General features: G+C 67.2%; 20 protein-coding genes. 6 read left to right on the forward strand and 14 right to left on the reverse strand.

Annotated features, from left to right (window positions below):
• Window positions 1-7 precede the first annotated feature (7 nt).
• Window positions 8-709, reverse strand: coding sequence for an ankyrin repeat domain-containing protein (locus AC5P99_RS03155; RefSeq protein WP_005410019.1), 702 nt, complete (start codon window positions 707-709; stop codon window positions 8-10).
• Window positions 710-831: 122 nt separating this feature from the next.
• Here AC5P99_RS03155 and AC5P99_RS03160 point away from each other — a divergent pair, with 122 nt between their 5' ends.
• The gene (locus AC5P99_RS03160) at window positions 832-1,713 is read left to right on the forward strand and encodes a LysR substrate-binding domain-containing protein (RefSeq protein WP_049451843.1); all 882 of its coding nucleotides are present in this window, start codon (window positions 832-834) and stop codon (window positions 1,711-1,713) included.
• Window positions 1,714-1,844: 131 nt separating this feature from the next.
• The gene (locus AC5P99_RS03165; protein WP_049451840.1) at window positions 1,845-2,282 is read left to right on the forward strand and encodes a DUF3806 domain-containing protein; all 438 of its coding nucleotides are present in this window, start codon (window positions 1,845-1,847) and stop codon (window positions 2,280-2,282) included.
• A 49-nt stretch (window positions 2,283-2,331) separates the two neighbouring features.
• Here AC5P99_RS03165 and AC5P99_RS03170 read toward each other — a convergent pair whose 3' ends face one another.
• The gene (locus AC5P99_RS03170) at window positions 2,332-3,492 is read right to left on the reverse strand and encodes an amidohydrolase family protein (RefSeq protein WP_495212895.1); all 1,161 of its coding nucleotides are present in this window, start codon (window positions 3,490-3,492) and stop codon (window positions 2,332-2,334) included.
• A 182-nt stretch (window positions 3,493-3,674) separates the two neighbouring features.
• On the opposite strand from AC5P99_RS03170, the gene AC5P99_RS03175 reads away from it, so the two are divergent.
• A complete protein-coding gene (locus AC5P99_RS03175) occupies window positions 3,675-4,316 on the forward strand; it encodes a hypothetical protein (protein ID WP_049451837.1) in 642 nt (213 codons plus the stop codon).
• Between the two features lie 29 nt (window positions 4,317-4,345).
• On the opposite strand, the gene AC5P99_RS03180 is transcribed toward AC5P99_RS03175, so the two are convergent.
• Both AC5P99_RS03180 and AC5P99_RS03185 read right to left on the reverse strand, forming a co-directional pair.
• Entirely contained in the window at window positions 4,346-4,972 is a 627-nt protein-coding gene (locus tag AC5P99_RS03180; RefSeq protein ID WP_088437077.1) for a hypothetical protein, read from the reverse strand.
• A gap of 110 nt (window positions 4,973-5,082) precedes the next feature.
• Complete coding sequence (locus AC5P99_RS03185) at window positions 5,083-7,809, reverse strand: TonB-dependent receptor plug domain-containing protein (protein ID WP_099604771.1); 2,727 nt, start codon at window positions 7,807-7,809, stop codon at window positions 5,083-5,085.
• 217 nt (window positions 7,810-8,026) lie between these two features.
• Here AC5P99_RS03185 and AC5P99_RS03190 point away from each other — a divergent pair, with 217 nt between their 5' ends.
• Complete coding sequence (locus AC5P99_RS03190; protein WP_495212896.1) at window positions 8,027-8,626, forward strand: GNAT family N-acetyltransferase; 600 nt, start codon at window positions 8,027-8,029, stop codon at window positions 8,624-8,626.
• Here the strand turns inward: AC5P99_RS03190 and AC5P99_RS03195 are convergent.
• Both AC5P99_RS03195 and AC5P99_RS03200 read right to left on the reverse strand, forming a co-directional pair.
• Complete coding sequence (locus AC5P99_RS03195) at window positions 8,623-9,399, reverse strand: CDP-diacylglycerol diphosphatase (protein WP_049451833.1); 777 nt, start codon at window positions 9,397-9,399, stop codon at window positions 8,623-8,625. The two genes, AC5P99_RS03190 and AC5P99_RS03195, sit on opposite strands and share 4 nt — an antisense overlap.
• Before the next feature lie 68 nt (window positions 9,400-9,467).
• Window positions 9,468-10,148: a hypothetical protein gene (locus tag AC5P99_RS03200; protein WP_049403501.1), complete on the reverse strand. Its 681-nt coding sequence runs from the start codon at window positions 10,146-10,148 to the stop codon at window positions 9,468-9,470.
• A gap of 178 nt (window positions 10,149-10,326) precedes the next feature.
• Between AC5P99_RS03200 and AC5P99_RS03205 the strand changes: the two genes are divergently transcribed.
• Entirely contained in the window at window positions 10,327-10,623 is a 297-nt protein-coding gene (locus tag AC5P99_RS03205; protein ID WP_005413768.1) for a hypothetical protein, read from the forward strand.
• A 94-nt stretch (window positions 10,624-10,717) separates the two neighbouring features.
• Here AC5P99_RS03205 and AC5P99_RS03210 read toward each other — a convergent pair whose 3' ends face one another.
• The 7 genes from AC5P99_RS03210 to AC5P99_RS03240 form a co-directional block, all read right to left on the reverse strand.
• Complete coding sequence (locus AC5P99_RS03210; protein WP_049451829.1) at window positions 10,718-11,602, reverse strand: hypothetical protein; 885 nt, start codon at window positions 11,600-11,602, stop codon at window positions 10,718-10,720.
• 111 nt (window positions 11,603-11,713) lie between these two features.
• Window positions 11,714-13,414, reverse strand: a complete 1,701-nt coding sequence (gene dld, locus AC5P99_RS03215; RefSeq protein WP_088437074.1) for a D-lactate dehydrogenase — start codon at window positions 13,412-13,414, stop codon at window positions 11,714-11,716.
• Entirely contained in the window at window positions 13,411-14,550 is a 1,140-nt protein-coding gene (gene lldD, locus AC5P99_RS03220) for an FMN-dependent L-lactate dehydrogenase LldD (RefSeq protein ID WP_005413771.1), read from the reverse strand. Before lldD ends, dld begins: the two co-directional genes overlap by 4 nt.
• 4 nt (window positions 14,551-14,554) lie before the next feature.
• Complete coding sequence (gene lldR, locus AC5P99_RS03225; protein WP_005410034.1) at window positions 14,555-15,319, reverse strand: transcriptional regulator LldR; 765 nt, start codon at window positions 15,317-15,319, stop codon at window positions 14,555-14,557.
• A gap of 53 nt (window positions 15,320-15,372) precedes the next feature.
• Window positions 15,373-17,031 carry an L-lactate permease gene (gene lldP / locus AC5P99_RS03230; RefSeq protein ID WP_005413772.1) on the reverse strand — a complete coding sequence of 553 codons (1,659 nt, stop codon included), beginning with the start codon at window positions 17,029-17,031 and terminating at the stop codon, window positions 15,373-15,375.
• Between the two features lie 223 nt (window positions 17,032-17,254).
• Window positions 17,255-17,707 carry an MgtC/SapB family protein gene (locus tag AC5P99_RS03235; protein ID WP_005413774.1) on the reverse strand — a complete coding sequence of 151 codons (453 nt, stop codon included), beginning with the start codon at window positions 17,705-17,707 and terminating at the stop codon, window positions 17,255-17,257.
• 126 nt (window positions 17,708-17,833) lie between these two features.
• On the reverse strand, window positions 17,834-18,592 hold the full coding sequence (locus AC5P99_RS03240; protein ID WP_012480580.1) for an SDR family NAD(P)-dependent oxidoreductase: 759 nt from the start codon (window positions 18,590-18,592) through the stop codon (window positions 17,834-17,836).
• Between the two features lie 447 nt (window positions 18,593-19,039).
• On the opposite strand from AC5P99_RS03240, the gene AC5P99_RS03245 reads away from it, so the two are divergent.
• Complete coding sequence (locus AC5P99_RS03245; RefSeq protein ID WP_062607259.1) at window positions 19,040-19,993, forward strand: helix-turn-helix transcriptional regulator; 954 nt, start codon at window positions 19,040-19,042, stop codon at window positions 19,991-19,993.
• 330 nt (window positions 19,994-20,323) lie between these two features.
• On the opposite strand, the gene AC5P99_RS03250 is transcribed toward AC5P99_RS03245, so the two are convergent.
• The gene (locus tag AC5P99_RS03250) at window positions 20,324-22,234 is read right to left on the reverse strand and encodes a CocE/NonD family hydrolase (protein WP_049451822.1); all 1,911 of its coding nucleotides are present in this window, start codon (window positions 22,232-22,234) and stop codon (window positions 20,324-20,326) included.
• Window positions 22,235-22,266: the final 32 nt, after the last annotated feature.

The following is a 22,266-nucleotide window of genomic DNA, read 5'->3' on the forward strand; positions in this document are numbered from 1 at the left end:
TTTGCATTCAACGCACCGCGCCGTGCTGGCGCAGCAGGGTCTCAATTCCGGTATAGCCGCGCTGGCGCGCGTGCGCCAGCGGCGTCACGCCGTCGCCGTCGGCAAGCTCCGGGTCGGCACCGGCCTCCAGCAGCAGCTGCACGATCTGCACCTGGCGCGCACCGCCATCGCCAAGCAGGATCGCTTCCAGCAGCGCGGTCCAGTGCAGCCGGTTGACATGGTCCACCGCCACACCGGCCCGCAGCAGCGTGCGCACAGTGGCGACGTGACCGCGCTCGGCGGCCGGAATCAGCGCGGTACCGCCATAGCGGTTGGTGCTGCGCAGATCGGCGCCATGCGCCAGGGTCATCGCCAGGATCTCGTCCAGGCCGCGCGCACCGGCGTACAGGTAGGCGCTGTCCTGCAACGCGTCCTTGGCGTTGACGTCTGCCCCGGCCTCGATCAGCTCACGCGCGGCATCCACGTTGTTGCCATGCGTGGCCAGCAGCAGCGCGGTGCGGCCCTGGCCATCGCGCGCCTCCAGCGTGGCGCCATCCTCGATCGCCTGTCGCACCGCATCGGCGTCGCCGCGGCTGGCGGCATCCCGCAGGCGCGCGTCTGCGTCGGCCCTGGACGTGGCGGTGCAGGCAGGGGTGACCATGGCCAGCAGGCACAACAGCAGCACGCGCGTGAACGGCGCAGGCCAACCAGCGGAATGATGGACGCGCATGACAGTGTCTCCTCATGTCCGTCGCCACGGAACGCCGTGCGACGGTAGCAACAGCCGGGCATTGCCGGCCCCTGCCCTGCATGGTAGAAGTCGGCCTGGGTATCCAGAAGTGAAATGTACAAATGCAAGACAGTGCCAAATCGAATAGAACCCTGTTCGAACTGGACCTGCTGCGGGCGCTGGTGATGGTGGCCGACTGCGGCAGCTTCACCACGGCGGCCACGCGCCTGCATTCGACCCAGTCCACGGTCAGCCAGAAGGTGCGCCGGCTGGAGGAACTGGCCGGGCATCGCCTGCTCGAACGCGGCCATCGCGACGTGCACCCCACCGATGCCGGCCACACCCTGCTCGGCTACGCGCGGCGCATGCTCGACCTGAACGAGGAAATGGCGCAGGCGCTGGCCGGTGCGACGGTGGAGACCGCGGTCCGCATCGGCGTGCCCGAGGATTTCGTCAACGCGCAGACCACGCGCATGCTGGCCGCCTTCAGCCGTCGCCACCCGCAGGTGAAGCTGGAGATCAGCAGCGGCCTCAGCCGCGACCTGGCGCAGGGCTTCGACCACGGTGAGCTGGACCTGGTGCTGGTCAAGCAACGCCGCAACAGCCGCCAGGCGGTGCATTGCCGGCGCGAGCCGATGCACTGGATCGACAGCCTGCGCAGCAGCTGCCTGCAGCAGGACCCGCTGCCGCTGGTCACCTTCCCCCCGCGCGGGCTGTACCGCGACGAGATGATCCATGCCGTGGAAGCGCTGGGCCTGCGCTGGCGCATCGCCTTCACCAGCTCGTCGCTGAGCGGCATCCAGGGCGCGGTGGCCGATGGCATCGGCATCAGCCTGCTGCCACGCCGCGCGGTCAGCCGCGAGCACCGCCTCATCGATGGCGAGCGCGAGCTGCCGGTGATCGACAACTACGAGATCGGCCTGCTGCATCGCGCGGACGCCGATGATGCCGTGCGCGCACTGGCCAGCGAGCTGTGGCGGCAGGTGCAGCGCGAACCGGACTGACCACGGTAGATCCACGCCATGCGTGGATGCCTTTCGCGCATCACGCATCGAAACATGGTCACTCCGGCCCTATAGCGGGCAACAATCGCCTCGTAGAGTGCCTGTTGTTTCCGTGCTCCACGGCGCCTGCCATGTCCGATGAAATCCCCACCCGCTTCGATCCGCTGCCTGCGGCGCTGCAGACGCATCTGCAGCACCAGCGCTCGCTGATCGCCGCGCGCGTGGCGGCCGGCTTCCCGACGTTGCCGGTGCAGTGGCCGCTGGCGGCCAGCACACTGCAGCGCGTGGTCGATGCCGAGCTGATCGACCGTGCCGACTGCGATGGCTGGGAAGCGCTGGGCGTGGCGTTCGGTGACACCCTGGCCCAGCGCGTGCCGGGTCTGGCCTGGATGCAGGTCACCGATGCCTGGGGCATCGATGCGGTGCTGCGCTATGCCGACAGCAGCCTGCAGATCGGCGCCAGCACGCTGCTGCTCAAGCGCGTCGAACAGGGCGAAGTCATCGACATCGCCCATCTGCTGGCGTGGCTTGAGGAATTCGTCGCCACCCGCGCCGACGATTACGTCTGAAAGGCCGCCGAGCATGGCTCGGCACTACAGGGGATTGCGTGGCGTGGATCTACAGCCAGCGGCCGTCGACCACCACGCGGCGTTCCATGGGCACCCCAGCCACGGCAGCAGGGCCGTGGTCGGCACGCACCGCCACGAAAGTGGCTGGCTGGCCTTCGGCAATGCCATGCTGCGGCAGGCCGATCACCTGCGCGGCGTGGGTGGTGACCATGTCCAGTGCCAGCATCAGGTCTGCATCGGTGTAGAAGCCGGACCGGTAGCCCAGCAACATCGCGCGCTGCAGCAGGTCGCCGTTACCGTACGGCCACCAGCAGTCGCGGATGTTGTCATTGCCTGCGAACACGCGTACACCGGCATCATGCAGCGCGCGCAGCGGCGGGAACGGATGATCGCCCGGCGCGTTGCTCATGATCGCCACACCCGCCGTGGCCAATGCTTCGCCCACCTGCAGCGCGCGCGCCAGCGGCACTTCGCCCAGCGAATAGGCATGGCTGACCGCAACCCGCCCCTGCAGGCCGGCGGCCCGCGTCCGCGCTGCGATGCGCAGCAGCTGGGCCAGGCCGGTTTCGCCGGGCTCGTGCAGATGGATGTCCAGCTGCACGCCGTAACGCTCGGCCAGGCCGAACAGCAGCGCCAGCTGGCCTTCGGCATCACCATCGAGCGTGGTCGGGTCGATGCCGCCGAGCACCTCCACGCCCGCGGCAAGCGCCTGCTCCAGTACGGCGGCGGTGCCGGGACAGGACATCACCCCGGCCTGCGGAAACGCCACCAGCTGGATCCGCATGATGTCGGCGCAGCGCAGTGCCGCCTCGCGCACCGCTTCGAGATGGCCGAGACCGGTGCTGCCGTCGATATCGACATGGCAGCGCATCGCCACCGTACCGAAAGCACTGCATTGGCGGATCAGCGCCTCGGCACGGTCCACCATCGCTGCCGCACCCGCCACCGCCGCCTTCTCCACCGCCAGCCGCTCACGCAGGCTGTTCACCGGCTGGTGCGGGTGCCAACGGTCGCCGACGAAGCTCTTGTCGAGGTGAATGTGGCCGTCGATCAGCCCGGGCAGCACCGCGAAGCCCTGCAGGTCGACGCATTCCGCCCCTTCGACCGGCGTGGCCTCGCCATTGAGCCCGCTGATGCGGCCATCACGGACATGGAAATGCAGTGGCGCACCGTCGCGGTCGACACCGCCATGGACGAACTGGAGGGTCATCGGGAACTCCCGGAATGCCAAGAATGGCGCCATCGTGCGCCTCGCCGCAGCCATCGGCCAACGAAATATCTGGATGGCACGCATTCACGAGAACGATGACTGCCCTGCGACAACCGGTCGCAGCCACGCCGTGCACACCCCTGAACGGGTAACATGGGCGCCTGTTTCCGCTGTGATGCCGCATGGGCCCGTCCGACCGCCACGATCGTCTCCGCCGCTGGCAGGCCGCGTCCCTGCTTGCCGCCGCCCCGATCGCCAGCCTGTCCGCCACCGATGCAGCGGCTGCCGCGCCGCTGCAGTCGCCGCCGGGCCAGCAGCGCATTGCCCCGGCTGCACTGGTCGAGCGCCTGCACCAGCGCGTGCTGTCCGGGCAGAGCGCCACTGCCACGCTGGAACACTGGTGCGCCGAGCACGGCCTGGCCGAACAGGCGCGGGTGCGCGCAGTGCGCGTACACGGCCAGGACAAGCCCGCGCCCGCCGACGTGCTGCAGGCGCTGGGCGTGAAGCCGGGTGCCGACCTGCGCTATCGCCGTGTGCAGCTGGTCTGCGGCAGCCGCGTACTGTCCGAGGCCGACAACTGGTACCTGCCTGGCCACCTCAGCCCGGCCATGAACCAGGTGCTGGACAGCACCGATGAACCGTTCGGTCGCGTGGTCGGCCCGCTCGGTTTCCAGCGCCAGACCTTGGCCGACCAGACGTTCTGGCCGCCGCGGGGCGAAGGCGACCGCGGCGTGATCCTGGAGGTGCGTGCCCTGCTGCGCGACCGCCAGCAGCAGCCTTTCAGCTACGTCATCGAGTCATACCTGCTGCAGGCGCTTCCGTAACGCGCCGTAGCGCCGGTCATCCGCCGGTGCTACGGGCCCGCGATGCCGTTGGCGGCCGGGTCCACCGAGAACACGAAACGCCCACCGCGCTGGTCCCTGCCCCATGTCATCGGCGCGGTGGTAAGGCTGTAGACCGGGGCCGCCTTGTCCATGCCGATCGCCTCGGACCAGGCACTGAAATCCTCGTCGGTACGGCTTCGGATCTCGCCAACACACAGGCTGTAGCCACAGGCGAAAGACACCAGCGTGCCGTCGTTGCCGATGCGCCGGGTCGCGGCCGTCCTGTAGAGCCGGGTCAGGTCCTGCACTTCCGGGTGACCGGCTGCATCGCGCTCGAACTGGCTGATCACCTGCGCGAAGGCCTTGTCGGAACCCAGCACCGCCTCGCTCTTCTGTGCGGACACCGCACCCTCGTTCAGCAGCATGCGCTCGCCCTCGAGGAAGTGACCTTCCGGTTGCGCGAGCCCAGGGGCAGCCGTCGTGGTACTCGATGCCGTTGGCACGCGCGCTGATACAGCATCGGTCGCGGGGTTGGAACGGGACGGCGCAGGCGCGGCATTGGCCACCTCCGCGGCATCCTCCACGCTGGCCGCCTGCCTGCCACTGCAACCTGCAATGGCCAGCACGGCAATCACGCTCCACCCCCTGACATCCATGCGCATCCTCCTCCGTGTATCGCCACAGCATGCCACGTGCGCGACGGCAGCACGGATGCACTGCACAAAGAAAAGCCCGGCAATGCCGGGCCTTTCGTTCGCCTGCCGGATCAGCGGAACCGGTAGTCCAGCTGCACCCAGTACTGGCGGCCATACGGGTCGTAGTTGCCGACCGGGTAGAACGGCCAGCCGCCACCGTTCTTGTCCGCCGGCGGGCGGCTGTCACGCAGGTTGTTGACGATCACGCCCACCGACAGGTTCTCGCCGAACTGGCGGAACACGCTGGCGTTGTAGGTCATGTACGGCGCGATGCGGCCACTGCCATCGGTCTTCGGCAGCGAGCCGAAGCGGTTGCCGTACAGCGTGGTGGTCCAGTCACCCTGGTTCCAGGTGATGCTGCCGTTGGCCTTGCTGCGCCACTGGTAGTCATCCAGCGAATTGCGGATGTCACGCTCCGGATCATCGGAGAACTGCCGGTATTTGTGCTCCAGCACCACGGTGTAGGCCAGGCGCGTGGTGAAGCGGCCATAGCGACCGGCATCGAAACGCCAGTTGCCCTTCAGGTCCAGGCCGCGAACCGATTCAGAGGCGGCGTTGATCGGGTTGATCAGCACACGGGTCACCTGGTCCGGCTGCACGGTTGCATTGGACGGGTTGCGGATCACACGCGACAGCGCGTCCCGGCACAGCGGTGAGCCGATGTCACGCGCTTCGCCACCCAGCGTCTTGCCCAACCGGCAATCGGCCTCGTCGCGCAGGATGCGGCTGGTATCGAGGCTGGTCACCTCGTTGTCGATGCGGATGTCGTAGTAATCGGCACTGAAATCCAGGCCAGCCAGCGGCGACCAGACCACGCCGAAGCCATACGACTTGGCCGATTCCGGCTGCAGCTGCGGGTTGGCACGGTTGCTGTAATCGATCGACAGGCCATTGTAGTCGCAGTTGTCATACGACTGGCCTGCGGTGCGGCAGCGCCAGTAATCAGTCATGCCCGGGTTGTAACCACGCGTCTCGGTCGCGAACACGTAGTTCATGTCCGGCGCCCGGAAGCTGGTGGCAGCGGTACCACGGATCAGCAGGCTCTCGATCGGGCGGAACTCGACGCCGAAGCTCCAGGTCGCCTTGCCGATGTGCTCACCACCGGCACGGTACTGGTCATAGCGCCCGGCCAGGGTAGTGGTCAGCGACTGCAGCAGCGGCAGCTGCAGCTCCACGCCGGCAGCATAGCGGTCGCGCTCGCCACCGGCACCAATACCGGCGCTGGTGTTCCAGAACTCGCCGGTGCCCAGGCGCGGGTCCGGTCGATTGCGATAGCCCTGGCTGCCAGCCTCGACCACCGCGGCCAGCGCCGCGTCGCCACCGGGCAGTGCGAACAGCCGGCCGTTGACGCTGGCGCTGAAGGTCTGCAGCCACGCCGCGTTGCGGCTCTCCTGGTAGCCGGACAGGCTCTGGTACTCGTTCGGGCTCAGCGGCTGGAACAGGCGCGCCGGATCCGGCGCATAGACCTCTACGCCATTGCGCACGCCCAGCTTCGGGCCCAGCAGGTATTCGTTGATACCGGCCAGCAGCACCGGGCGGCGGGTGCGGTTCTCGTAACGCGAACGGCTGTAGACCGCCTCATAGTCCCAGCCACTGTCGCCGATCTGGCCGCGCGCGCCGACGTTGAATGACCACGAATTTTCCAGGAAGCGGTTGGCATTGCGCGGCAGGCCACCGATTTCCTCGGGCGCAAACCGGCGGTACCAGCTTTCCAGGTTGCCGGTGGTCTGGTTGTAGAAGTAGTTGCGGGCCGAGGTCCAGGTGGGCGCACGGGTGTTGTTGGTGATGCGTGCGCTGCCCACGGCCAGATCGGCGAACAGGTCGGTGGTCTCGTTGACGTGGAAGGTCAGCAGGCCGTAGCCGTTGAGGTTGCGCTTCTCGGTCTGCACCGTCCAGTAGCTGGCGGCGGCCTCGTTGCTGCCGCAATACCAGCCCTGGCGCGGGTTGAAGGCACGGAACACGCTGCCGCCATAGATATCCGACGCCGCGTCGCAGCCATTGGCGCCCGGATCGATGTTGCGACCGGTAGCGGCGTTGCGGCGATACGCGATCGCGGTCGCCTGCGGCGCCTTGCCGGCAGGGTCATCATCCAGCGAGTCCATGAAATCGCGCTGGCGCGCATGGATCGCCTTGCGCACATCGAACTCGAAGCCGAACAGCGCATCCCAGCGCTCGCCGGAACTGCCACCAACCACCTGCGCGCGCTGGTTGTCGCCACCGCCCTGCTGGGTGCCGCCGGCCCGCACGTTCACGTCCACACCCTCAAAGCGGTCCTTGAGGATGATGTTGACCACGCCGGCGATGGCGTCGGAGCCATACACCGCCGACGCACCGGCCGCCAAGACCTCGATGCGCTCGATCAGCGCACTGGGAATGTTGGCCAGGTTGACCACGTTCACCGAGCCCTCGTAGGCCAGCGGGTAGTCGGCCTGGCGGCGGCCGTTGACCAGCACCAGCGTGCGGTTGGGGCCCAGCCCGCGCAGGTTGATGGTGTTGGCGGCCGGGGTGAAGGTGTTGCCGAAGTCCTCACCCTGCACGTTGCCGGTGTTTTCGGTCAGGGCGCTCAGCGCGTCGAACGCGTTGCGGTAGCCCTGCGCGTCGATCTGCTCGCGGCTGATCACGGTCACCGGCGACGGCCCTTCGACACTGGCGCGCGGAATGCGCGAGCCGGTGACCTTCACTTCCTGCAATGAGGTGGGTGCGCTTTCCTGCGCGAAGGCCGGCGACGAGACCAGCATCAGGGACGACAGCGCGAGCACCAGCGGACGCGGGCGCAGCGCCTTGTGGGAGGCGGACATGGGCTTCCTGGGGGAGTTGGACGGGTGGTATGGGACCGGAGGCCTGCGCGGCGCATAACGATCCCGTAACGAAAGTGTCCTGAATGGATGGTTTCAACGGAAATGACCAGCCCTGATGGACTTATGCCTGAACCGAATCAGGCTCCGCCCGGTGGTCGTCGCGTTTTTGCAATCTTTTGAATGGTCTGGCGAAGCGGGCATTGCCATCGTTCCGGGGATGATGACCCCGTACCCCACATCCCTCCTCCCCCCGCTGCGCCCTGTGTCGCGCCGCCATCTGCTGCAGCTGCAGGTGGCACCGGTCACCCTGCGCCCGTTCCAGCGGGCCGATCTGCCGGCCTGGCGCCTGTTCGACGACCGCCGCCGACGCGGGCGCCGCCATCCGGCCGGTATCGACGAAGAAGCCCGCTTCCTTGCCCACATGCATCGCTCGCGGCTGGAGCAGGACAACGACCAGCTGCTGCTGGGTGTTTTCGATGACCAGCACGGCACCGTGCTGGACCAGTTGCACGTCCGCCTGCATTCGCTGCACTCGCGCTGCGCCGAGCTGCTGTCACTGCAGCACTGGCACGCGCACACCGACGCGATGCTGCAGGCACTGTGCCCGTTCCTGTTCGAGGATGTCGGCCTGCACCGCCTGTTCGTGATGCTGCCGCCGGACTGCAGTGACCCGTTCGCCACTACGCTGCACGCCTTCGGCTTCGAGCAGGAAGGCCTGCTGCGCGACCATCATCTGGATCTGGATGGCTGGCAGGATCGCCAGCTGCTGGCGCTGACCGCACCGGTCTGGCGCAGCCGCCAGCAGCCCCAGAGTTAGCGGACCCGCTCCAGGGAGTCGCCTGCGCCGGTCAGCACCGAGCAGGCGTGGTCCTGCAGTTCTTCGGCGCTGGCCTCGTTGCCGGTGCCGGCGTCCACCCGGGTCGCCAGCAGGATGAAGCCCGGGGCGCCCTGCACGGCGTCCCGGCCGGCCACGACCAGGCTCCACTGGCCCACGTCGTCCACGCCAGCGAGGTCATAGGCCAGCAGATTGAGCGGATTGGCGGTCAGTTCCGCACCCGGCAGCAGGCGTGCCTGGTACTGATGGCCGCGCAGCAGCACCGGCAACGGTGCCCAGCGGCTGCCGAGGGCGGCAGCCTGCGTGTCCAGCGCCTGCAGCACGTCGGCACGCAGGCAATCCACATGGATATGCAGCTGGTGCTGTGACCGGCCGTGCGGCGAGTTCAATGCCAGGCTCGCGACGTTGCGCGGCAGCGGTTGCCGCAAGGCCTGTTCGGTGTGGCTGCGCGCCTGCCAGGCGGCAGCGAAGTAGTTCGGTGCACCACGCTGGTACAGGCTGCGGCTCTCGATACCGCTCACCTTGTCCAGCGGCATCAGCAGGAACTGGTAGTCGCCGTGCGCATCCTTGACCAGCACATCGCGGCGGTCTGCGGCTGTCTCCACGTGCAGGCAGTCGCCGCGTGGACCTTCGGGGCCCCGGCAGTCACGTTCGATCAATCGCCACAATGCATCGGAATGGGCCGGCGGCGGCGGCGCACTGGCACAGGCGGACAACAGCAGCAGGGACGACAGCAGGAAGGGGCGCAGGGACACGGCAACGACTCACGGAGCAGGCACGGCAGACAGCGCCGCGCTGCATTCTAGCCAGTGCGAAGCTGCAATCAGTAGGTGCCGAACGGCACTTCAACCACGATCGGGGCGGCACCCTCGCCGGCCTGCAGGCTGTAGCGGTCCAGCGCCCCATCGTCATCGGCGTGCGGCTGGCGCTGGAAATGCAGCGGGTAGCGGGTGTCCCCCAGGCGCACGGCGCTGCCGTCGGCCTCCAGCGCGGCACCTTCCGGAATCAGCAGCCCGCCCAGGTCACTGTAGGCGCCAGGCACATCGGCGAAGCTGTAGTCGGCCAGCTCGTCCACCCGCTGCATCGCATAGACGTGCGGCACATAGGGACGTGCGGGGCTGCGGCCATTGCTCAGGTCGGTCACCCAGGCCTGCGGCAGGTGGTACTGCTCGCGCAGCGCGGCCACGCCCAGCGAGGGGCTGGCCACCTGCAGGCAGCACACCGTGCGCTTGCCTTCGCGGTCAAGAATGGCGAAACGGTCACCGCGGGTGGCCGCCTGCGGCAGCATGGCGAAGGCCAGGTTACGCTGGGCCGGTGCGTAGCCGGATTCGGTCTGCAGGTTGCGCCAGGCACCGAATACCGGGGTTTCGACCGGCGCGGGTTCCGGATCGGCAGCGGAGGCGGAGGCGGAGGCGGAGGCGGAGGCGGCAAACGCTACGCCCAGCAACGACAACACCAGCGCCGTCATCGTCTTGTCCTTGCCGCGGAAGCTGCCTGCCGTCATACCGTATCCCGTATCCAACACCTGCGCCGGAAAGGCCCGGCCTGCCCGCTGGCGTATTGCCAGCCATTGCTCCCACTATGCAATGACCACGCTGTGCCGGCAATGACCGGGGTGCTGACGCCTTTCGCACGCTCGGTGCTATCGTTCCCGCCATCTTCCCCTGCGCAGGAGCGCTCGCATGTCTGCATTCCGTCTGTCCCTGTTGCTGCCGGCCTCTGCCCTGCTGCTGTCGGCCTGCGTCAGCACCCCTGGCCCGGAAGTCAAAGGCAGCGGCCGCTGCGACGCCAGCCAGCTAGGCTGGGCGATCGGCCAGCCGGCCAACGAGCCCAACATCCGCCGCCTGTCCCGCGAGAGTGGTGCCGGCCTGGTCAACCCGATCGGCCCCAGCACCATCACCACCAAGGACATCCGCCAGGACCGCCTGCGCGTGTTCGTGGACAAGGACAACATCATCACGTCCACGCGCTGCGAGTAAGCGCCGCCACCGCTTTTGTAGGGTCGAGCCATGCTCGACTGGCTTTTCGCGCCGCCCGTCCGAAGACCCGTCGAGCATCGCTCGACGCTACATTTCAGGGTTCGGTATAGCCGGCACAGTCCGGCAGTGCCTGGTCCGGGTGGAACATCCCCGCCCCGAAGCGGAACAGCCGGGTGTAGGTACACGCCGGGTCCTGTTCGATGCGCAGATCCTGCTTCTTCAGCGGCCCCCTGGCCAGCGAATCCTCGAAGCGCGAAACACCGGCCGGGTACCGGGTCGCCACGGTCTGGTAGCGCAGCACTGGCATGCCCTCGGCAACCGTATCCAGCGCCAGCTTCGCCGAGAACCCGTATTCGTCGTGGCAGGCACCGGCGCGCTGCCTGATGTCCTGCTCGCTGAAACAGGCGCGGATCATCGCATTGCCCAGCCATGGCACGGTCAGCACGTCGTCGTCCACCTGGATGTCGTCCTGCAGGTGACGCACGCGTGCCAGCTGCAGCGTGGACGCGTCGGCACCTCCACCGGAGTACATGGTGCTGAACTTGACGATGCCACCCACCAGCACATTCTGGCGGGCGCGCTGCTGCGGGTCGGTCACCGGTTCATCGCTGCCCACGCCAGGGGCCAGCCGCACGATCCATGGCCACAGCGACAGCTCGCTTTCCTGCGGCACGTCGATGCTGACGTGGTAGGTGTGCGGCTTGCCCTGGCCCGGTGCCTTCTCAAGCACTTCCAACACGGTCGGCCGGTCACCCTCCTCGGCAACCGGCTGCACGCGTACGCACCAGTTGCCGTCCCGCGTGCAGTCATAAAGCCCCGACGGTCCAGTCTCACTCGCGATCAGTACCTGTCCCAGCGGCTCCATCACGTTGCCGGCGGCATCGCGCTGCTGCGGCAGGATCGCGCTCTGGGCCAGCGCCAGCAGCGGGGTCGCCAGCAATGCAGTGCACAGGGTGGCGCGGACGGCGGCGGTGGGCATGGATGGCTCCTGCGGATGGGCTTCCGATGGTAACCGTTGCCCGGGCGGCGTCGAGCCATGCTCGTCTGCTGTATGTCGGCAGGAGCAGCCGAGCATAGGGTCGGCTCTACATCATCCGCAATCGCAGCCACCCCAGCCCTTGGCCTTCGAGGTCTGGCCGATACCGGGATTGAACGTGTTGCTCGGGTCCAGCTGCCTGTAGAACCCGGCCAGCGCCGGCTTGGCCGGGTACAGGTGACCGACATTGTGCTCGGCCGGGTACTCGGCACCACGCTGGTCCAGCAATGCCCACATTGCGTGCTCGATCGCCATCGGGTCTTCACCCTTGCGGGCGATGTAGTCCTGGTGGAACACGTGGCACAGGAAGTGCCCGTAATACAGCTTGTGCAGCAGGCGGCCGTCGATATCGGCCGGCAACTGCTCGAACCAGTCGCCGTCATCTCGGCGCAGGGCAATGTCCAGCGCCACGATGTCCTGCACCTGCCCGCGATGCACTTCGCGGTAGCGCACCGCGGCACCGGCCACGGCGAAGCGATGCAGGAACGCCTTGCGCCCCTCCTCGGCCGTGCAGTGGAAAAAGCCGCCTTCGTGCCCGGCGAAGAAGCCGCGCAACCAGGCCTCGGTTTCCGCAGCGTCCTGGGCAGAGACCTTCAGCAACAGGTGATGCTCGTAGCGCTGGCGGAACTCGCCCATGCGCTTGGGCAGGTGCGAGGGCAGCAGGCCGGTCAGAACCTGCATCACCCGGTCAGTCACCCCACGCAGTCCCAGCCGTTCGAACCAGCCGTCGACGCGGCTCTTCAATGCGAACGCGGCAGGTACACGTGCGGTGCCGAGGCGATCGATCAGCAGGAAGCTGTCCTTGCCGTAGCGCTCGCCGATGTCATAGGCATCGCGGTGGATGTACTCACCGGCAATCGGCAGGCGCTCGAAGCCGGTCAGCAGCTGGCGCCGGATCGCCGTGAGGCTGTCGGTGCGGTTGCTGCCGATGTAGAAGACTTCGGCGGCCTCCTTTTCGAAGGTATCCAGGCGCACCGCGAACACCGCCAGCTTGCCGGCCGAACCGGCAGCCTCGTAGTGGCGGCTGGGATCAGCATTGAAGCGCGCCGGGGTATCGGCGTCGACCTTGCGCACTTCGTCGGCGTAGCGCGGATCGGAGGCTGCGCGGCCGTCCCCGTCCCCCACATCCGACGCACTGTAGTCGCCCGCCTGCAGGCGCTGCAGGATCTGCTCGGGCGTATCGCCCAGCGCGATGCCGAGATGGTTGACCAGCTGTAGTTGGCCCTGCGCATCGACCCGCGCGTACAGCGCCAGCTCGGTGTAGGCCGGGCCACGGCGCACCAGCGCGCCGCCGGAGTTGTTGCAGATGCCGCCCAGCACCGAGGCGCCGATGCAGGACGAGCCGATCACCGAATGCGGTTCACGGCCCAGCGGTGCCAGCGTCTGCTCCAGGCGGTCGAGCGTGGCACCGGGCAGGCACAGCACCTGGCGGCCTTCGTTCAACAGCTGGATGCCGGTCAGGCGCAGCGTACTGACCAGCACGATCGGCCGGCCGTAGTCATCGCCGTCCGGGGTCGAGCCACCGGTCAGCCCGGTATTGGCCGCCTGCAGGATGATCGCCGCCCCACCCTGCACCGCTGCCTGCAGCACGCGCCACAGTTCCAGCAAGGTACCCGGGCGCACCACCGCCAGTACCGGGCCATCGCCGAAGCGGTAGCCGCGACGGAAGCGGCGCGTGCCCTTGTCGCCGGTCAGCACATGGCGGCTGCCGACCGCGTCGCGCAACTGTGCCAGCACGGCATCGTGGCCACTCATGGCAGGCTGACCAGCGAATCGCGGCCGATGTCGGCGATGCGGCGCGCACCGGTCAGTGTCATCGCCACGCGCATCTCCTTGGCGATCAGGTCCAGCAGGTTGGCCACGCCGGCCTCGCCCTGCGCGGCCAGCGCATAGACGAAGGCACGCCCCAGCAGCACGGTATCGGCACCGAGCGCCAGCATCCGCACCACGTCCAGGCCGGTACGGACGCCCGAATCGGCGAGAATCTTCAAATCACCCTGTACCGCGTCGGCAATCGCCGGCAGTGCGCGTGCGGTGGACAGCACGCCGTCCAGCTGGCGGCCACCGTGGTTGGAGACCACGATGCCATCGGCACCGAACCTGACCGCATCACGCGCGTCATCCGGGTCGAGGATGCCCTTGATCACCATCGGGCCCTTCCAGAACTCGCGGATCCACTCCAGGTCCTTCCACGAAATGGAGGGATCGAAGTTGCTGCCCAGCCAGCCGATGTAATCCTCCAGCCCGGTCGGGTTGCCACGGTAGGTGGAGATGTTGCCCAGGTCATGCGGGCGGCCGAACAGGCCGACATCCCACGCCCAGTGCGGATGGGTGATGGCCTGGCCGATACGGCGCAGCGAGGCGTTCGGGCCGCTCATGCCCGAGTGGGCATCGCGGTAGCGCGCACCCGGCACCGGCATGTCCACGGTGAACACCAGCGTGGTCACGCCCGCGGCCTGTGCCCGCTCCAGCGCATTGCGCATGAAGCCACGGTCGCGCAGCACGTACAGCTGGAACCACATCGGCCGCTGGATGGCCGGTGCCACTTCCTCGATCGGGCACACCGATACGGTCGACAGCGTGAACGGGATGCCGCGGCTGTCGGCCGCGCGCGCCGCCTGCACTTCACCGCGCCGGGCATACATGCCGGTCAGGCCGACCGGCGCCAGCGCCACCGGCATCGCCAACGTTTCGCCGAACAGCTCGGTTTCCAGGCTCAGGTCGGACATGTTGCGCAGGATGCGCTGGCGCAGCGCGATGTCGGACAGGTCGGAAACGTTGCGCTTCAGCGTGTGCTCGGCATACGCGCCGCCATCGATGTAGTGGAACAGGAACGGCGGCAGCCGCCGTTCGGCAGCAGCACGGTAATCGGTGGAGGCGGAGATGATCATGGGGTCAACCGTGTGGGGAAGGTAGACGCGAGGCCCGCGCACGCCGGGCTTCGTTGTCATCGAGCGTGCGCAGCGTGGTGTGCACGAACTCGAGGTGGGCATGCGCGGCGGCGCGCGCGCGTTCGGGGTCGCCGGCCAGCACCGCGTCCATCATCTCGCGGTGCTGGTCGGACAACGGCGAGAAGGTCCTCGCCGAGGTATAGAGCTTCTCGCGGCTCTGCGAGATGTTGGTCTGCAGCAGCTCGAACAGTCCGCGCATCACCTGCAGCAGCACCAGGTTGTGCGAGGCCTCGGCAATGGACAAGTGGAAGGCCGCGTCGGCCTCCGCTTCACCGGTGGGGTCGTTCTTGCCGTGCGCGTCCATCATGGTCTGGAAGGCCTGCGCGATGCGCGTGCGGTCCTCGTCGGTGGCTCGCAGCGCCGCATGCCAGGCGGTGGCACCTTCCAGCGCGTGGCGGATCTCCAGCACGTCGAAGCGGTATTCCGGGTCGCCCTGGAACAGCGGCAGGTACGGCGCCAGCGGTTCATCCAGCGCCTGCCGCGCGCGCGCCGCCGGTTCGGCCACGTAGGTGCCGCCACCGACCCGTGCGGTCAGCAGGCCCTGGCTGGCCAGCTGCGCGATGGCCTCGCGCAACGCCGTTCGCGAGACCCCCAGCTGCACCGCCAGGGTGCGTTCGGCCGGCAGCCGGTCGCCCGGCTGCAGCCGCTGTTCCTGCACCAGGCCGCGCAGCTGTGCGGCCACCTTGTCCGAGATACGTTGCGTGCTCATGGCGCCATTGTGGCCCGAAGCGCGTAACAGGGGGTCAGGCCGCGCGGCATGGCTCAGGGAATCATCCATGTCAGCCAGTAGGCCTGGGCCAGGGTGATCAGGCCGACCATGGTGGTGAAGACCAGGCTGTGCTTGACCGTGAAACGGAACAGGTCCGATTCCTTGCCGGCCAGGCCAACCGCCGCGCAGGCAATGGCGATCGACTGCGGCGAGATCATCTTGCCGGTGACGCCGCCGGTGGTGTTGGCCGCCACCAGCAGCACGTCGGACACGCCGATCTGCTGTGCGGTGGTCGCCTGCAGCGCCGAGAACAGCGCATTGGACGAGGTGTCCGAGCCGGTCAGGAACACGCCCAGCCAGCCCAAGAACGGCGAGAAGAACGGGAACGCGTCTCCGGTGTGCGCCAATGCCAGCGCCAGCGTTGCCGACAGGCCCGAATAGTTGGCGATGAACGCGAAGGCCAGCACCATGCCGATCGAATAGATCGGCATGCGCAGCTCACGCACGGTTTCGCCGAAGGTCTGCAGCGCCGACCGGGCCGGCATGCGCAGCGCGATGATCGCGATCACCGCCGCGAGGATGATCGAGGTGCCGGTGGCCGAGAACCAGTCGAATTTGTAGACCGCCTCATAGCTGAGCGGCGCGTCCACGATCGGTGGCATCTTCTGCACCCTCTGGTCGAGGCCCGGCACCGGGAGCTTCAGCACCCAGCCTTCCAGCGGGCCGCCTGCCGCGAACAGCGACTTGAACGGCTTGATGCTCCACAGCGTGACCATCGCGGTGAGGATCAGGAACGGCGACCACGCCTTGGCGATCTGGCCGACGCTGTAGCGCGGCGCCTCCAGTGCCTGTGCGGTCGCCTCGGCGCTGGTTTCGGTATCGAAGCGGAAGATCCGTACCGGCTTCCAGCGGCGCAGGAACAGGGTCAGGCAGACCAGCGACGCCAGCGAGGCGGTGATGTCCGGCAGTTCCGGACCGATGAAGTTGGAGGTTAGGTACTGCGCGATGGCGAAGGAGCCACCGGCCACCAGCACCGCCGGCCAGGTTTCCTTGATGCCACGCCAGCCATCCATGATCGCCATGATCCAGAACAGCACGATGACGGTCAGGAACGGCAGCTGGCGGCCGGCCATCTGGCCGATCTCGAAGGCATCCAGGCCGGTGACCTGCCCGGCCACGATGATCGGAATGCCCATTGCACCGAACGCCACCGGCGCGGTGTTGACGATCAGGCACAGGCCGGCGGCATACAGCGGCTTGAAGCCCAACCCGACCAGCAATGCCGCGGTGATCGCCACTGGCGCACCGAAACCGGCCGCGCCTTCCAGGAAGGCACCGAAGGCGAAGCCGACCATCAGCATCTGCAGGCGCTGGTCTTCGGTCACCGACAGGATCGAAGCGCGGATGATGTCGAACTGACCGGTCTTGACCGAGACCTTGTAGAGGAACACCGCGCCGATGATGATCCAGGCAATAGGCCAAAGGCCGTAGACGAAGCCGAAGCCGGCCGCACCCAGCGCCTGGCTCAGCGGCATGCGGTAGAACAGCAGGGCCACGCCAAGCGCGATGGCCACGGTGATCGTGCCGGCCAGCCAGCCCTTCATGCGCAGCACGGCCAGGGCAACGAAGAAGAACGCGATCGGCAGCAGCGCGATCAGGCTCGACAACCACAGGTTGCCGGCGGGGTCGTACAGGTGTTGCCAGGGCTGCATGAAGACTCTCGACTGGATGCGGAAGGTGCCCCACCGCAGGCGGTGGATCGCCGTGGCTGTCGATTATTGGTCGTACCAATAATGATTTCGATCAGACCACTTGCAGCGGATTTAACCGCCACTCCGGCGAGGAACCTATTAGACCATAGGGCTAGATGCCATATTGGTCCGACCATTTAGTCCGCAAGGTAGTGCCGGCCGCTGGCCGGCAATTCGAGATTCCCTACGAGATCCGTTTCTCCAGCCGCCGCATCACTGCCAGCACCAGCACGCACAGCACGCTCACGCCGATGGCAATCACGTACTTGCTGATCCCCACCGCAATCCCGATGGCCGCCGCCATGATCAACGAGCTGGCCGTGGTCAGGCCGCTGACCTGGTCCTCGCGTGACCCACGCAGGATGGTGCCAGCGGCAACGAAGCCGACACAGGCCACCACCGCTTCGATCAGGCGTACCGGATCAACCTGCAGCAGGTCGCGGTAGCGCTCCTGCTGGAAATGCTCGGCCACCGAGTCGCCAAGGCCGACGATCAACGCGGCGGCCCCTGCGATCAGCATGTGCGTACGCAGGCCAGCGGCGTGCTTGCCCATCTCGCGCTCGACGCCGAGCACGCCGCCGAACAGCATCGCTGCGGCAACGCGCAGCAGGATCGAGACATCCTGGGTAAGTTCCATGGGAAAGCTCCGGAATTTTCCCGGAGCGTCGCGCGGCGATCGTGGGACGGCGGTGAAGGCGATGGCACGCCTTCTTCACCGCACGCATTCCTCCACGCATGGCGTGGATCTACTGACCGCATTCGCTCACTGCGCCAGGTAGCCACCATCGATGGCGTAGTACGCGCCGGTCGCGAACGAGGCATCGTCGCTGGCCAGCCAGGCCACCAGCGCCGCCACTTCCTCGGCCGTACCCAGCCGCTTCAAGGCGTGACGGCCTTCCAGCGTGGCGCGCACCTTCGGGTCCATCTTCTCCAGCAGCGGTGTGCTGATGAAGCCCGGGCCGACCGCGTTGACACGAATGCCGTCGGCGGCATGTTCCCACGCGGCGGTCTGGGTCAGCCCGACCACGCCGTGCTTGGCCGCCGCATAAGCGGTGGAACCGGCATACCCCACCTGGCCCAGGATCGAGGCCATGTTGATGATGCTGCCGCCGCTTCCAGCGGCTCGCATTGCCCGGATCTGCGCACGCTGGCACAGGAACACGCTGGTCAGGTTGACGTCGATGACCCGCTGCCAGCCATCGATCGGATAGTCACCGCTGCTGGCGGCCGGCCCGCCGATACCGGCGTTGTTGACCGCCACATGCAGGCCGTCGAGTTCCTTGATCGTGCGCTGCACCGCCGCCTCCACCGCTGCGTCGTCGGTGACGTCCAGCGCGATGCCAATCGCCTGTGCTCCGGCATTGCGCAACTGCGCCACGGTGGCATCCACCGCATCCTGCTTCAGGTCCCAGACCGAGATCCGCGCGCCGGACGCCGCCAGGGTCTGCGCCACGGCCAGACCAATGCCGGACACGCCGCCGGTCACGATCGCGGTCTTGCCGGTGAGTTGGTAATCAATCATCTGCGTTCTCCATCAGTGGGGGTATCGAAGTGGCCTGCAGCAGCCAACCACCCCACCCTACGCGCATTCCTGTGATGGCCTGGCTGACACCGCGTCTACGGGCGATCGTTCCAGCCATGAAACCTCAACTCAAGTTGATGTATGGAATTACGTACGGATATGCATGCAAAACGCCGGCGTATGCTCGGCGGCATTTTCACTTTGGCCGTAATCGTCAATCGTTTTGACCCTATTGGAATCAAAAGCGCGCGAATCGAGGCGACAATGGGAAACGTTTCCAGTTTCTTCGACACACTCCATTCAACCTGGCGTTTCCCCAGCCATCCAGAGTGCCCACGCCACTGCTTCCCAGCATGCCTGCGCGGGTAACGACCGGATCTGCATCTGCGTTGCAGAGCGCGTGGGCGAGGTCATGCCAGCGTCCACCTCCAAAGTACGTGCCGAGCGATGTCCCGATACTTCACTTTTGCCGATTACCGCCGCTTCGGCCACCGTCATGGCTTTGATTACCGCGCTGACCCGGAACACCTGCGCGACGACCAGTGGGCCGGCCATGGCGAGGTCAACGAGCAGTTCCTGCGCGGCGGCATGAGCCTGATCGCCTCCGACGTCCATAATCGCTTTCCTTATGTAGCGACCGCCCAGCAGAGTCCCGGCCTGGCCATCCGCGTGATGCTGCAGGGCCAGGTCGATGTGCGCATTCCGCGACGCGGTGGTTTCACCCTGCGCGCCGGCACGGCGATGACCGCGCACCACCGCGAGCAGGTCGAGATGACCGGTGCGCACCCCGGCGAAACGCGCATGCGCGGCGTCAGCGTCATGGTGCCCGGCCAGATCGATCCGGATCTGTTCCATCTGCCGCAGCTGGAGACCGCGCTCAACAGCCACCTGGAATGCCGCCACTGGGCCATTCCGCATACCCTGCTGCCGGTACTCGGCCAGTTGTTCGACAGCCCATGGGAAGATGGCATCGACGCCTTGTGGCGCGAGGGCGTTGCTCTGCAGCTGCTGGCCGTTGGCCTGAAGGCCGAGGATCTGCAGACCGACCCTGTACGAACGCTGCGGGCCGGCCAGCGCGAGCGCCTGGAGCGCGTGCGTACCTACCTGCATGACGACCCCAGTCACGCCCACAGCCTGGTCGAGCTGGCCCAGCTGGCCTGCATGAGCCCCAGCTCGCTGCGCCGTCATTTCGCCCAGCAGTACGGCTGCTCGGTGTTCGACTACCTGCACGAGCAGCGCATGCGCCACGCCGAACAGGGCCTGCGCGAGGACGGCTGGACGGTCGAGCAGGCCGCCGCCGCCAGCGGCTACCGCCACCCCAGCAACTTCGCCGCGGCATTCCGCAAGCGTTTCGGCCTGGTCCCCAGCCGCTGGCGCACGGGCCCTTCGAAGGTGGGGTGAGGATCCCCGCTCCGGTAGGTGTCGATCTTGGTCGACACGCTGCTGCGCCATCGCGGATGCCGGCCAGCGGCCGGCACTACCGCAGCCGCCTGAATCGACCTGCCATGGCTCCGCTCTGGTGGGTGTCGACCTTGGTCGACACGCTCCCGCGCCATCGCGGATGCCGGCCAGCGGCCGGCACTACCGCAGCCGCCTGAATCGACGTGCCATGGCCCAGCCTTGGTAGGTGTCGACCTTGGTCGACACGCTCCTGCGCCATTGCGGATGCCGGCCGGCGGCCGGCACCACCCCAGCCGCCGGGTATCGCACACCCGGCGGATCTCACTAACCTCAATACACCGGCAGATCGATGTAGCTCGCCTGCGCCGCGCTGTGCCAGACCCGCTGCGTGGCCTTCTGGTAATCGCCCGGCTTGGCCAGGTAGATGTTCGGCACGTAGGTCTGCGGGTTGCGGTCGTACAGCGGGAACAGGCTGGACTGCACCTGCACCATCACCCGGTGGCCCTTCTGGAACGTGTGGTTGGCGTTGGGCAGGTCGAAACGGTACGGCAGCACCTGGTTGGCGGCCAGCGGCTTCGGATCGCTGAAGCTTTCGCGGTAGCGGCCACGGAAGATCGCCAGCGACACCGGCAGCTCGTAGCCCCCCATTTCCGGCGTCGACGCTTCCTGGTCCGGATACACGTCGATCAGCTTCACCACCCAGTCACTGTCGGTGCCACTGGTCGAGGCCTGCAGGTGCACTACCGGCGCGCCGCCGATGCGCAGCGGCGCGGTCAGCGGTTCAGTGATGAAGGTCAGCACGTCCGGGCGACCATCGACAAAGCGCTGGTCCTTGACCAGCCAGGTGGTCCACATATCGCGGTCACCGAAGCGGACCGGACGCGGCACGAACGGCACCGGCTTGGCCGGGTCGGACACGTACTCCTCGAAGTCCCCCTCGCCCGCCGCCGGCGCCTGGAACGCCAGCTTGCCGCCGGCCCGCAGGTACAGCGGCTTGCTGCTGGCGGCACAGCCCTTGTCGCAGCTGCGCGGCCAACCCTTCAGGCGATCCCAGTGGTTTTCGCCGGTGTTGTAGACCAGCACCGGCGGCGTGTCCGCCTTCGGCGCACCGTCCACCAGATACTGGTCGAAGAACGGCTTGAGTACATCACGGCGGAACTGCAGCGCGGTATCGCCATCGAACTTCAGCGCGCCCAATTCGCTGCCGCTGTAGTTCACCTGGCTGTGCCGCCACGGCCCCATCACCAGGTAATTGCGGTTGTTGCCGCTGTCGCGCCCTTCCATTGCCTGGTAGGCGTGGTTGGCGCCCCACATGTCCTCCTGGTCCCACAGGCCCTGCAGCCACATGGTCGGCACCTTCAACGGTGTTTTCGCCATCACCGCGTCCAGCGCCTGACCCTGCCAGAAGCCGTCATAGGCCGGGTGCTCGACCAGCTTCTTCCACCAGGTCAGCTGGTCCACGCCGGTGAAGCGCGCGTAATCGCCAGCCGAACCGATCCGCAGGAAAGTGCTGTAGTCGTCATAGCCGAGGCTGGGCAGCGGCGTACCCTTGCCGCGCTTCTCGGTCTGCATCGCGAAATAGTTGAAGTTGACCTGGCGGAACGCACCGTAGTTGAGCCAGTCGTCGCCCATCCAGCCATCGACCATCGGGCTCTGCGGTGCGGCCACCTTCAGCGCCGGATGCGGGTCGGTCAGCGCCATCACCACGGTGAAGCCCTCGTACGACGAGCCGAGCATGCCGACCTTGCCATTGCTCTCCGGCACGTTCTTCACCAGCCAGTCGATGGTGTCCCAGGCGTCGGTGGAGTGGTCGACTTTGGTGTTGTTCAACGGCCCGCGCAACGGCCGGGTCATCACGTAATCGCCTTCAGAGCCGTACTTGCCACGGATGTCCTGGAACACGCGGATGTAACCGCCGTCGACGAACACCTCGTCGCCCTGCGGCAGCAGGTCGCGCATGCGCGGCGAATCACTGCGGCTGGCGCGGCCAGCGGCATCGTAGGGGGTGCGGGTCAGCAGGATCGGGGCATTGCGGGCGCCCTTGGGCACCACGATCACCGTATACAGCTTGGTGCCATCACGCATCGGCACCATCACCACGCGCTTGTCGTAGTCACGACCGACATCGGGAGCAACGAAGGGCTTGCCGCTGATGTCCGGGGTCATCGGCGGGGTATCGGCGGCCAGCACGGTGCTGGACAGGCAAAGGGCAATGGCTACAGCGACGGCACGCACACGCATGGACAACCCCTCCCGGCAGGAAAGCCTCAAGC

The sequence above is a fragment of the Stenotrophomonas sp. YJH_SMC_80 genome, from assembly GCF_059372495.1.